This is a genomic window from Polaribacter sp. (assembly GCF_049276715.1).
In the GTDB taxonomy this organism is placed as follows: domain Bacteria; phylum Bacteroidota; class Bacteroidia; order Flavobacteriales; family Flavobacteriaceae; genus Polaribacter.
The window spans coordinates 54,843-67,429 of the sequence record NZ_JBASWY010000028.1; the positions used below are offsets into that span (position 1 = coordinate 54,843).

General features: G+C 28.7%; 13 protein-coding genes. 6 read left to right on the plus strand and 7 right to left on the minus strand.

All coding sequences use genetic code 11. The features are described from left to right. Window positions 1–39: 39 nt before the first annotated feature. Window positions 40–1,107, minus strand: coding sequence for a hypothetical protein (locus tag WAO74_RS08245; protein WP_422161124.1), 1,068 nt, complete (start codon window positions 1,105–1,107; stop codon window positions 40–42). 184 nt (window positions 1,108–1,291) lie between these two features. Here WAO74_RS08245 and WAO74_RS08250 point away from each other — a divergent pair, with 184 nt between their 5' ends. Further along, on the plus strand, window positions 1,292–1,546 hold the full coding sequence (locus WAO74_RS08250) for a hypothetical protein (protein WP_422161126.1): 255 nt from the start codon (window positions 1,292–1,294) through the stop codon (window positions 1,544–1,546). Window positions 1,547–1,654: 108 nt separating this feature from the next. On the opposite strand, the gene WAO74_RS08255 is transcribed toward WAO74_RS08250, so the two are convergent. Further along, window positions 1,655–3,196: a glycine--tRNA ligase gene (locus WAO74_RS08255; protein ID WP_422161128.1), complete on the minus strand. Its 1,542-nt coding sequence runs from the start codon at window positions 3,194–3,196 to the stop codon at window positions 1,655–1,657. 85 nt (window positions 3,197–3,281) lie between these two features. Between WAO74_RS08255 and WAO74_RS08260 the strand changes: the two genes are divergently transcribed. The 4 genes from WAO74_RS08260 to WAO74_RS08275 are packed head-to-tail and all read left to right on the plus strand — an operon-like array spanning window position 3,282 to window position 8,415. Next, window positions 3,282–5,819: a DUF3857 domain-containing protein gene (locus tag WAO74_RS08260; protein ID WP_422161130.1), complete on the plus strand. Its 2,538-nt coding sequence runs from the start codon at window positions 3,282–3,284 to the stop codon at window positions 5,817–5,819. Between the two features lie 9 nt (window positions 5,820–5,828). Further along, a complete protein-coding gene (locus tag WAO74_RS08265; RefSeq protein ID WP_422161131.1) occupies window positions 5,829–6,515 on the plus strand; it encodes a ComF family protein in 687 nt (228 codons plus the stop codon). A 47-nt stretch (window positions 6,516–6,562) separates the two neighbouring features. Then, the gene (locus tag WAO74_RS08270; protein ID WP_422161132.1) at window positions 6,563–8,179 is read left to right on the plus strand and encodes an Ig-like domain-containing protein; all 1,617 of its coding nucleotides are present in this window, start codon (window positions 6,563–6,565) and stop codon (window positions 8,177–8,179) included. Window positions 8,180–8,187: 8 nt separating this feature from the next. Continuing rightward, window positions 8,188–8,415: a PLDc N-terminal domain-containing protein gene (locus WAO74_RS08275; protein WP_422161134.1), complete on the plus strand. Its 228-nt coding sequence runs from the start codon at window positions 8,188–8,190 to the stop codon at window positions 8,413–8,415. Window positions 8,416–8,434: 19 nt separating this feature from the next. On the opposite strand, the gene WAO74_RS08280 is transcribed toward WAO74_RS08275, so the two are convergent. Beyond that, complete coding sequence (locus tag WAO74_RS08280) at window positions 8,435–9,583, minus strand: cystathionine gamma-synthase (protein ID WP_422161135.1); 1,149 nt, start codon at window positions 9,581–9,583, stop codon at window positions 8,435–8,437. A gap of 122 nt (window positions 9,584–9,705) precedes the next feature. Next, a complete protein-coding gene (locus WAO74_RS08285) occupies window positions 9,706–10,161 on the minus strand; it encodes a DinB family protein (protein WP_422161136.1) in 456 nt (151 codons plus the stop codon). Window positions 10,162–10,202: 41 nt separating this feature from the next. Between WAO74_RS08285 and WAO74_RS08290 the strand changes: the two genes are divergently transcribed. Continuing rightward, a complete protein-coding gene (locus WAO74_RS08290) occupies window positions 10,203–10,550 on the plus strand; it encodes an arsenate reductase family protein (RefSeq protein ID WP_422161138.1) in 348 nt (115 codons plus the stop codon). A 21-nt stretch (window positions 10,551–10,571) separates the two neighbouring features. Here the strand turns inward: WAO74_RS08290 and WAO74_RS08295 are convergent, their stop codons facing one another. From WAO74_RS08295 to WAO74_RS08305, 3 genes are all read right to left on the minus strand, one after another. Next, window positions 10,572–11,036, minus strand: a complete 465-nt coding sequence (locus tag WAO74_RS08295) for a DUF4252 domain-containing protein (RefSeq protein ID WP_422161139.1) — start codon at window positions 11,034–11,036, stop codon at window positions 10,572–10,574. 62 nt (window positions 11,037–11,098) lie between these two features. Further along, entirely contained in the window at window positions 11,099–11,572 is a 474-nt protein-coding gene (locus WAO74_RS08300; RefSeq protein ID WP_422161140.1) for a hypothetical protein, read from the minus strand. A gap of 27 nt (window positions 11,573–11,599) precedes the next feature. Next, window positions 11,600–12,583: a glycosyltransferase family 4 protein gene (locus WAO74_RS08305; protein ID WP_422161142.1), complete on the minus strand. Its 984-nt coding sequence runs from the start codon at window positions 12,581–12,583 to the stop codon at window positions 11,600–11,602. Between the last annotated feature and the right edge of the window lie 4 nt (window positions 12,584–12,587).

A 12,587-nucleotide genomic window follows, 5' to 3' on the forward strand; every position in this document is an offset into this window, starting at 1 on the left:
AAAGCGAGTAGTGAAAGCTGGAAATAGCTTCTAAAAAAATTAAAACAATTCTTGATTTCTAATATCTAAATAGTTACGTTTTACAAAATCTAAAATAGTTTCTAAAATTTCTCCCATATTTTGGCATTTTTTAAATTTAACATCACCTACATATTGTACCAAATGTTTTTTTAAAAGTTCTACATTTTCTGGGTACGAAATCGTATCGTTTTTCATGCATTTAATTAAACGTGAAGTTCTTCTAGGTGCAGTAATCATTCTTTTTGCCATAAAAGAACGCTCTTCGATTTTGTATTGTGTAATGGATTTATTTTGCAATTTTTTACTTACCATTTCAACCATCTTAAAGTTCTCTTTCATAAACTGTAAATTGTAAACTTTAAGGTTTCCTTCAAAAGATTGCTGATCGAAATCGATGGCTCTAATTTTATAAATAATATGATCAAAATCGTGAGTGGGTGTAACAACATAATTGTAAGAACGCATATCTCCTAATAAACGCACCAAGCATCGCTCTTTAAATTTTACGAACTCTTTGGCTATTTGAGATTTTTCTGATTCTGTACATTTGGGTAAAAAATCTCTTATAAAATCATCTCCAGGAATCCCTGCAATGTGTTCTTCTATTAAAGTATCTTCATACACCAAAAAGTTCATGTTGTGAGGAGATAAAATATGTTCTAACTCTAAACCATAAACTCGAGAAGCATCTGCTTTTTTTACATAAAAATAGATAAAATTATCGTTTAAGATATTTCTAATTTTTATTCGGAAAGGTTTTGAGTTACCAAACGTACAATAGTCAATGGCATCAACATTTAAATACGGCATTGCTTCTTCATTACCATCAGAATGAAGCATTGTATATATTTTTTTTAGGCTGTGGTCTATTTCTTCTCTATCCCATTCAGAATAATAAGTTCTTATCCAAAGTGTGTCTTCATCATTTTTATCATACACTGTAATTGAGCCTTGAAAACGCAATAAGTCATCATAAAAAATAGGGATTTTTATATTTCTTTTATATTTTTTGAGATAACTATCCAACATTTCGTTAATAGGAAATGCTGGTTTTTTCTTCGACATTAATTTTCTTGCTTCTCTCATTTTCAAGTTTTGGATAATCTCAAAAGTAAGAATAATTTAATCACTTATTGCCTGATGTTGCTTTTCGTTGAAGTTAAATGAAAAAAAGAATTAATGTTTATGATAATTAGTTTTAAAAGTTATTTTTTAGTTTGATTTTGGAACAACTTTCAGTTTTACACAACATATATGTAAAGCTCACATCATGTATTCAGCAGGAAATTCAGTTCAATCAGTAAAAAAAACTTTAAGATATCCATCAAGAAAAAAAGATCGCAAACTTTTTTTTGATAAAACTAATCAATTTAATATTCTTAAAAGAAAGAATATTTTAAATTCAGAAGATAGAGAATTATCTAATGATGAAATTCAACTTATTAAAGCAAAAATTTATAAACAACGAAAAAAAGAAATGTTATTTAATATGATAACTTTTATCGTTTCTGATTTTTACAATTAATATTTTAAAGGTTTTATTTAAAACAATTTTAGACCTTTTATAAATTAAAAGTTCCTTATCAAAATTGATAAGGAACTTTTAATTTAATTTAATTTATCAATCCTAATCTTACATTTTCTGCAACCAGGTTTTTACTGCAACTTCTGCTTTTATAATTTCTTTTAAATCTGCAATTGCCACACGTTTTTGCTCCATAGAATCTCTATATCTAATGGTTACAGATTTATCGTCTAAAGAATCGTGATCTACTGTAATACAAAATGGAGTTCCTGCTGCATCTTGTCTTCTATAACGTTTACCAACTGCATCTTTTTCATCATAAAAAACGTTGAAATCCCATTTTAAATCCTCCATAATTTCACGTGCAACTTCTGGCAAACCATCTTTTTTAACCAAAGGTAAAATGGCTGCTTTAAATGGTGCTAAAACTGCTGGTAATTTTAAAACTGTTCTTGTAGTTCCGTTTTCTAGATCTTCATCCACTAAAGAATGTGAGAAAACTGCTAAAAACATTCTATCTAAACCAATAGAAGTTTCTACAACATAAGGTACATAACTTTTATTTTCTTCATGGTCGAAATATTGTAATTTCTTTCCAGAATATTCTTCATGTGCTTTTAAATCGAAATCGGTTCTTGAATGGATTCCTTCTAATTCTTTAAATCCGAAAGGAAAATTAAACTCAATATCTGCTGCTGCATCTGCATAATGTGCCAATTTATCATGGTCGTGAAAACGATAATTTTCTGCTCCCATGCCTAAACTTAAATGCCATTTCATTCTGGTTTCTTTCCAGCTTTCATACCATTCTTTTTGCGTTCCTGGTTTTACAAAAAATTGCATTTCCATTTGCTCAAATTCACGCATTCTAAAAATAAATTGTCTTGCAACAATCTCATTTCTAAAGGCTTTACCTGTTTGTGCAATTCCGAAAGGAATTTTCATTCTACCAGTTTTCTGTACATTTAAAAAGTTTACAAAAATACCTTGAGCCGTTTCTGGACGTAAATAAACTTGCGTAGAATTTTCTGCTGATGCACCAATTTGAGTGCCAAACATTAGGTTAAATTGCTTCACTTCTGTCCAGTTGTTAGAACCAGAAACTGGGCAATTGATGCCCAAATCTATAATTAATTGTCTAAAACCAACTAAATCATTTTCTTCTTGAACTCTTGTTAATTCCGCAGTAATTTCATCCATTTGTGTTTGTCTACGAATAACATTGGCATTCGTAGTTCTAAACTCATTTTCATTAAAAGCATCACCAAAACGAGTTTTTGCTTTATCAATATCTTTTTGAATTTTCTCTGAAATTTTCTCTCTAAACTCTTCTACTAAAACATCTGCTCTGTAACGTTTTTTAGAATCTTTGTTATCTATTAAAGGATCGTTAAAAGCATCTACATGCCCAGAAGCTTTCCAAGTTGTTGGGTGCATTAAAATTGCAGCATCTATACCTACAATATTTTCGTGCATTTGCACCATTGCTCTCCACCAATAATCTCTAATATTTTTCTTTAGCTCAACTCCATTTTGAGCATAATCGTAAACAGCACTTAAACCATCATAAATTTCTGATGATTGGAATACAAAGCCATATTCTTTCGCGTGCGATAAAACTTTTTTAAATTGATCTTCTTGTTTTGCCATAATGAGGGCAAAAATAATTTAATTATATGAATTTTTAGCATATAAAAATATACTTTTGTTTAAATAGCTTTCTTAAAATAGTTGCATGAAAAAAATTACCTCAACCCTACTTTTTAGTCTTTTTATTTTTAATGTATTCTTAGCACAAGTTCAAAAAACAAATACTCCAAATTGGGTAAATAAAGTAGAATATAACAAAAACCCTAAAATTGATGAAGCTTCTATAGAACAAGGTCTTTTTAGTTTGCTCTATGAGCAGCAAATAAATGAAACTACTAAAGAATTTCACTTTAGATATGCCACCAAAATAACAGAAAATGTAGGTGTGCAAGCAGGTTCTTCTATAGATATTTTATATGACCCAAGTTTTGAAAGCTTGGAATTTCATTCTATTTACATCATTAGAAATGGAGAATATATTGATAAATTAAAAACTTCTGATTTCCAGTTAATTAGAAGAGAATTAAACTCTGAAAACTATATTTATGATGGCACATTATCTGCAATGTCTAATCTTTCAGATGTTAGAGTTGATGATATTATTGAATATTCTTATTCTATAAAAGGTGACAATCCTATACATAAAGGCAAATTTTTCTATACTTTTTATTTGAACGATTTTCAGCCTATAGGAAAAATTCATTTAAGTGTACTTACCAATAAAAACTTAGATTTTTCTTATAAGAATTCATCAAAAGAATTTAATAAATCAAAAAAAGGAGACTCTTTTTATTATTTATTTTCAGATAAATCGATTAATACAAATGATTACGACCAGAATGCACCTGGTTGGAAATTACAATACAAAATGGCTTTCGTATCTGAATATAAAACATGGAAAGATGTAATTAATTGGGGTGTAAATGTTTTTGATGTAAACAAAAGTTTGTCAAAAGAATTAAAAAATAAAATTTTAGAAATAAATAATGCAAATGCTTCTTCTGGTGATAAAATAAATGCATCACTAAATTTTGTACAGGATGATATTAGATACTTAGGTTTAGAATCTGGAATTGGAGCCTATGAGCCTTTTTCTTCCAGTAAAGTTTTCGAGCAACGTTTTGGTGACTGTAAGGATAAAAGTTTGCTTTTGGTAACTATGCTAAACGAAATGGGCATTGAAGCATACCCAATGCTGGTAAACACCTATCTTAAAAAAACCATTACAGAATTACCTCCTTCTCCAACCGTATTTGATCATTGTGTGGTTAAAGTAATAGATAAAAAAGTGGGTGTGCTTTTTTATGATCCTACCATTGCAAATCAAGGAGGAAGTTTCGATACAAATGCTTTTCCTGATTATAGATTTGGACTTGTATTAAAAAAGGGGAATACCGAACTTGACGAAATTTATTCTTTAACAAACAGTAATGCAGAAGTTACAGATTATTACGAATTAGAAGAAGTTGGTAAAGGTGCTACCCTAAAAACTACCTCTGTATATTTTGATGCACAAGCAGATTATATGCGAAGTTATTACAAAAATAATAGCATTAATTCTATAAAAAAAGAATACGAAAGTTTTTATGCCAATTACTTTTACAACATTAAAAGCAAAAAAATACCCCAATTTAAAGATGATATAGAAAATAACAAATTCACAACTTACGAAACTTATGAAATAGATAGTATTTGGCAAACTTCTTTGGTTACCAACCAAATTATTGCCAGTTTTTATCCATACACTATAATTAATACACTTTCAATGCCAGAAAAAAGAGATAGAGATTTGCCTTTTGCACTTCCTTATCCAACAACCAGAACTCATAAGATAAACGTTAAACTTCCACAAAAATGGAATATTGACAGGGAAAACATCAACATTAATTCTTCTAGTATTTTTTATGATTTCGATGCTAGATATAATGAAAGCAAAGATTTATTATCTCTAACACATATTTTAAAATTTAAAAAAGATCATGTTACATTCGAAGAATTTAACTCTTATTACGATGATGTCAAGAAAATAGACACAAATATTGCTTACAGTTTAATAATTCCTGTAAATGCTAAAAGTTCTTTTAGTTCAGAAAATTGGCTGGAATACTTTGGTATTTTCTTATTTATACTTGTATTCTTATCTGCTGTTTGGTCTGCAATAAAAGTTTATGAATATGATCCTGAACCAAAAATAGAATCCTATTTTGAGGAAAATAAAAAAATAAATGGTTGGTTAATCCTTCTGGGAATTAGCTTATGTTTGTCTCCAATTGGGGTTTTAATAACTTTATTTTCTAGTGATGCAACACTTCTGAATGGGAGCTGGATTCTCTTTTTAGACCCGAATTCTGAGTTTTATAATTTATCTTTAGGTATTGTAATCTTATTCGAAATGGTGGTAAATGTCTTTCTTTTCGTTTACTTATTTCTCTACATTTATTTGTTTTTCACAAAAAGAAGCAGCTTTCCAAAACTTTACGCTTACACACTTATTGGCATTCTAATATTCATAATTTTAGATACTTTTCTAGTAAATTTAATTTCTAATGTAAACACAGAACAGTCAGAAATAAATGAAATAATTAAAAGTTTTTTAAGAGCTGCTATTATATCATCTTACCTGTTATTATCAGATAATGTAAAAGAAACATTTATAAAAAGGCTTGATAAAAAAAATAATTAATTAAAATTCATGAAAGTTCTAAAAGATCTTTTCAATATTTTTTATCCGGATTTATGTGCAGTTTGCGAGCAACAATTGGTTACCAATGAAACTACTATTTGCACAAGTTGCAGACACGATTTACCGCTAACAAATTTTACAGATTATAAAAACAATAAGGTTACCCAAACTTTTTATGGTAAAGTAATTATTGATAAAGGGTACTCTTTATTGTTTTATAGAAAAGAAGGAATAACTCAAAAATTAATGCAAGAGTTAAAATATAGAAATAATGAGGAAATTGGCGTTTTTTTTGGCAATTGGATAGGCAAAATGCTGCAAGAAAATCAAGAATTTAACAAAATAGATTATATAATTCCTGTTCCTTTACATCCTAAAAAATTTAGAGAAAGAGGTTACAACCAAGTAACCAAATTTGGAGAAAAATTAAGTGAACATTTAGAAATACCATTTGTAGAATACAATTTAGTTAGAATTTCTGCTACCAAAACCCAAACACTTAAAGAACGTTTTGAGCGTTTTAAAAACGTAGACACAAAGTTTTTACTTAAAAATCCAGAAAAATTTAAAAACAAAAACATTTTATTAATTGATGATATTATTACATCTGGTGCCACTTTAGAAGCTTGCGCAAAAGAATTTTTGAAATCTAGTAATTGTACAATTAGCATTTTAACAATGGCGTACACAGAATAAATTTTATATTCGCAAATTAGTTGTTAATTTGTATTAAAACTATTGTAGTGAAAACTTTTTACAAACTTATATTTTTCTTAATTGTAATTTCTTTTTTAGCCAACTGCGCTAGAACAGGAAGACCAGATGGAGGCCCAAAAGACGAAGAAGCTCCTTTGTTTGTTACTGCCATTCCACCCTACAAAAGTATAAACTTTAACAAAAAAGAAATAAAAATTAATTTTAACGAATACATTACTTTAAAGGAATTAAATAAGCAGTTTGTAGTTTCACCACCAATGAAAAATCCTCCTTTAATTTCTCCTCAAGGCACACCAAGTGAATTTATTAAAATTGAAATTATAGATACTTTACAACAAAATACAACCTACATTTTTAATTTTGGAAACGCCATTCAAGATAACAATGAAGGAAACAAATTAGAAAATTTTAAATATGTATTTTCAACAGGAGCTTTTATAGATTCCTTAAGTACTTCTGGTACTATTAAAGAAGCAGAATTGCTTGAAACACCTAAAAATGTAAATGTTCTATTGTATAGAATAGACAGTTCTTTTAACGACTCTATTGTGTTTAAAAAGAAACCAAACTATGTTACAAATACTTTAGATTCTACCAATTTTAATTTTACAAATCTTAGAGATGGTAAATATTTAATAATCGCCTTAAAAGAGTCCATTAACGATTATATTTTTAATCCTAAAACAGACAGAATAGGTTTTATTGCAGACACTATAAAGCTTCCAAGAGATAGTATAATTACAAAACCCATTATTTTATTTAAAGAAAATCTACCTTACGAATTTGCAAGAGCAAAAGAAATTACCAAAGGAAAAATTGAATTCGGTTTTGAGGGTGATGGAAAAAATATGGAAATAAAACTAATGTCTAAAGTACCCGATGATTTTAAAAGTGTCTCAAAATTTATGATTGATAAAGACACTTTAAACTATTGGTTTACTCCATTTGAAACAGATTCTTTAAACTTTATTGTAAAAAACAATCAATTTTCTGATACATTAACAGTAAAACTTAGAAAAAACAAGCTAGATTCGCTAGAAATAAATACCTCCACAAGGGGTTTAATTAACTTTAGAGATACATTTTTCATCAACACTAATAACCCAATTATTAGAATTGACACCACTAAAATATCGCTAGTTGATAGAGATACACTTGTTGTAAAATACAAAGCACTAGTATCTAACTTAGAAAATAAAATTGGTTTTATCTTTGATAAAAAACCTCAAGAAAAATATACATTATCTTTATTACCAGATGCTTTTAACGATATCTTTGGCATAAAAAACGATAGTTTAAAATATAGTTTTGGCACTAAAAATATTGATGATTATGGGAGAATAACTATTAATATAAATAATGTGAATTCTAAAAATATAATCATAGAATTACTTTCTGGAAACAAGCAAAACGAACTGATAGAGAGAAGGTTTATTACTACCTCTGCAAAACTTGTTTTCGATTTGTTAGACCCCAAAAAATATACAATTAGAGCTATTATTGATGACAACAAGAACAACAAATGGGATACAGGTAGTTATCTAAAAAAACAAATGGCAGAAAAAATAATTTATCACGAAGCTATTAATAGTACTGAGTTAAGAGCTAATTATTATCTAGAAGAAAACTTTACAATCGAATAAAAAAATTCATGAAAACACCCCAACTTATTATCTTAATTTTAGTAACCTTCTTATTTTGGGCTAAAGCGATATCCGATATTATAAAAACAAGATTTAAAAACGAGAATAGTAGTAAAATTTGGTTGTTAATTGTGTTTTTTGTGCCTGTTTTAGGTGCTTTGATGTATTTTATTTTAAAAAAACGGTTTATTAAAACAAAACCTAAAATATTTGTTTCCAAATTTGAGGACAAGTAGTCTAAAAAAGCTTTTAAATTTATAAATTTAAAGCCTCTTCTAAATCTGCTAATAAATCTTCTACATCTTCAATACCAACACTTAAACGTATTAAAGAATCTGTAATTCCTATTTTTAAACGTTCTGACTCTGGTATAGAAGCATGACTCATTGTTACAGGATGATTAACCAAACTTTCTACACCCCCTAAAGATTCTGCCAACGTAAACAATTTTGTGTTTTCTAAAAATTTAAATGTTGCTTCTTTGCTTTCGTCTTTTAATCTAAAAGAAACCATTCCACCAAAATCTTTCATTTGTTTTTTGGCAATTTCATGGTTTGGATGATTCTCTAAACCTGGATAATAAACTGCACCCACTTTTGGGTGGTTCAATAAAAAATTAGCAACTGCTCTCCCATTTTCACAATGTCTTTGCATTCTAATATGCAAGGTTTTAATACCTCTTAACACTAAAAAAGAATCCATTGGGCCAGCAATTGCTCCTGCTGCAAACTGAATAAAATGAATATCTTTTGCCAGCTTTTCATCTTTAACCATTAAAGAGCCCATAATTACATCTGAATGACCTCCTAAATATTTTGTTGCAGAATGCATTACAATATCTGCGCCTAAATTTAAAGGTTGCTGCAAATATGGGGTTGCAAACGTATTATCTACAGCTATTAAAATACTGGAATCTATGTCTTTTACTGCGAATGAAATTGCTTGAATATCTGCAATTTTCATTAATGGATTTGTGGGTGTTTCAATCCAAATTAACTTTGTTTTTTGCGTAATTGCATTGGTTACGTTTTCAACAGAATTCATATCTACATAACAAAACTCTAAACCATATTTTTGGAATAATTGCGTAAACATTCTATAGGTTCCTCCATACAAATCGTCTCCTGCAATAATTTCATCACCGGGTTTTAATAATCTCAAAACGCAATCTATGGCAGCCATTCCAGATGCAAAAGCAAAACCATTTGTGCCATTTTCTATAGCTGCAAAATTATTTTCTAAAGCAGTTCTTGTTGGATTTGCTCCTCTTGCATAGCCATAACCTTTATGTTTTCCTGGACTAGCTTGTGCAAAAGTAGATGTTTGAAAAATTGGTGGCATTATAGAACCTGTAGCTTCTTCTGGTTTTTGACCACCGTGAATTGTTTTGGTGTTGAATTTCATTTCTTAAATTTTAGACCATTTTTTAATTCTCTAAAAGTTGGCAAAAAAGTGTAGCCCAGATTGAAACGACATCCTTTTTGCTTTTTCAGCAAAAAGATATAGTGGAAAGCTGGAAATAGCTTCTAAATAAACTTTTTAATAGCTCTTATAATTCCATAATGAATGCCTTCGTGAAAATTATTAAACGGAATTGCATTTTCTATAGACGTTAAAGTAAAGCCTGTACTTGTTGGGTATTCTGTGTAATTTTGGAAAATTCCTGCTTCGAAATCTTCTTCTAAAGTGTCTGGCAAACCGATTAACAAGTCTTTTACTTCTTCGAATTCTTCTTTTGTTAAATTGGTTGTTGGCGCTGTTCCTTTTCTGTAAGCTTCAATTAATTCGTCTGGACATAAACAGTCTAAACCAGACAATTTATAATGTAATAATTGCTGAGTAACCACCAAATGTGCCACATTCCAAGCTATATTATTTTTAAAACCAGCTGGAATTTTATGAACATCTTCTAAAGTTAAACCTTCTAACTCTTTTAAAACCAATGCTCTAGATTTTCTTAAAATATCAAAGTGAGTTTTCATTTTTATACTTAATTTTGAAATGTAAATATAATTGATATAAAATGAAGAAAGTATATTTTTTACAAACTTGTGATACCTGCAGAAGAATTTTAAAGGAAGTCAATACAGATGGTTTTGAACTACAAGAAATAAAAACTAATAATATTACAGTTACACAATTAGAGGAAATGTATGCCCTTTCTGGCAGTTATGAAGACTTGTTTAACAAACGTGCGAAGTTGTATAAGGGAATGGATTTAAAAAATCAGGTTTTATCTGAGACAGATTATAGACAGTTTTTATTGAATGAGTATACATTTCTAAAACGACCTGTATTTATTGTTGATAATGAAATTTTTATAGGAAATAGTAAAAAAGTCATTGAAGAATTAAAAGAGAAGATTGGTTAAATCTTCTCTTTTAATTATTTTTTACTTACTGTTAACGCTAGAAATTATTTCTGATAACTCGTCTTTAGTTAAATTTGTTTTTAAGCCAAATAGCACCAATTTGTCATCTTCACTATTTGTTCTAATAATAATTTCTTCTACCAAATTATTTTTCTCTAAAATATAAAAAGCAGCTTTACTGTTGTCGCTTTTTATGCGTGTCATTGTTTTTAAATTGTGCTTTTTTAAATACTTATTAAAATCTTTAGATACAGATTCGTCTTCGTTATTAAAAACCATCAATTTAAAATCTCCAGATTTTTTTATTAGTTTTTGTAAGTCTTCATTATCATCATCATCTAAAAATGAACCTGCTATTGAAGCTGATAAATTGATTGAAAAAGTAGATAGCTCTTTATGTTTTTTATAAAAACTATTAAAAGTGGTTTCTTGGGCTGCAGCATTAAAAATAAAAAGTGCAAATAAAATAGTGGTAAGTAGTTTCATGTTTCTTGGTTTTGTTTTTAAGACGAAACATAAAAGGTTTTGTTACAATTACCTATTTTTCTTTAAAAATTCATTGAAATACCTATACCTAAACCTTTAAAATTTAGATTAAATTCTGGCTGAAAATTACCACTTACTGCAGGTAAACCTGCATTATACAATTCTACAGCTTTCGTAGTTTTTTTATTAAAACCTTTAACAATAGGAATTGTTGCTACTAGTAAAGCAGCTCCTGCTCCTGCTAAAGCCCATTCTGGATCTCCACCACCAATGGCAGTTCCAATAGGAAAACCAATCAAAGCTCCACCAGCAGAACCCAAAATTGTTGCCCAAGTTTGGTTAGATTTTGCAGATTTTACTAAATCAAATGCCTCTTGGTTATCTTTCATAATTTCCTGCATTCGACTTAAGGTTAAATTCTTATCATTTTGTTTAAATTGATACCCGCCAAAAACTTTTTTCATTTCAATTTTTTGTGCATTTATAGTTGATAAACTAAAGATAAAAAAAGCGAATAGTACTAATATTTTTTTCATTATTATTTTAAATTTTAATTCACAAAATTAAACATATTTGTAAATCTGCATTAAACGTTCAGCTTCTTTTTTGGCACTCCAATTTTGTACAATTTCTGCTCTTGCTTGTTTTCCTAAAAACGGAATTTCTCCCTTTATTTTTTTTGATAAAAGTTTTTCTAGTTCAGCAATATTTCCAGTCTCGAATAAATATCCGTTTTTGTTATTTGTAATAATTTCTGAATGCACACCAACATTTTTTGTAGCTATTACAGAACATTCGCAGCTCATAGCTTCTGCAGTAACTAAAGAAAAACCCTCAGAAAAACTTGGAGCAACTACTATTTTTGCTGCTTGATAATAAGAAATAATATCTCTAGTTTCATCTATAAAATAAACTTGATTTTCTATTTCATATTTTTTAGCTATCATTTTTAATGTTGATAAAAATTCTGGTTTATCAACTTTACCCACAATAACCAGCCCCCAATTTTTATGTTCTCTTAAAACTTTTGCTGCCTCTAATAAAACAAGTTGTCCCTTTGCTTTACGAACTCTGCCAGCATTTAAAATGATGTTTTCTTGTACAATATTTTCTAACTTCATTTTTTGATTCGGCACAAACTCATCAATCTTTACTCCATGACCAATAATGGTGTTTTTAATGCCTAAATTGGCACTCATACTTTTTATAAGAGTAATTACTTTATCTGCTTTTTTAAGTAAAAAAAAAGTTAAGCTAGATGGTTTTGTTTCTGCATGTCTTGTAGCAATTAACAAAAATTTTGCCCCTAAAAAACGATACAAAAGCATTTGCATTATTTCGTTGTTTCGATGGCAATGAACCACTATTTTTTGATCAGAAAATAATAATGCTTTTAATTTAGATTTGGCAATATGAGTTCCATTAATATTAGAGCCGTAAACATAGGTTTCGAAGTTATCTGTAAAAAAAGGAAGCACGTTTTCTATGCTTCTAGTAACGCCAGTTTTTCGTTTATGAAAATGTGTATGAATTAGGATTGGTTTCACTTTG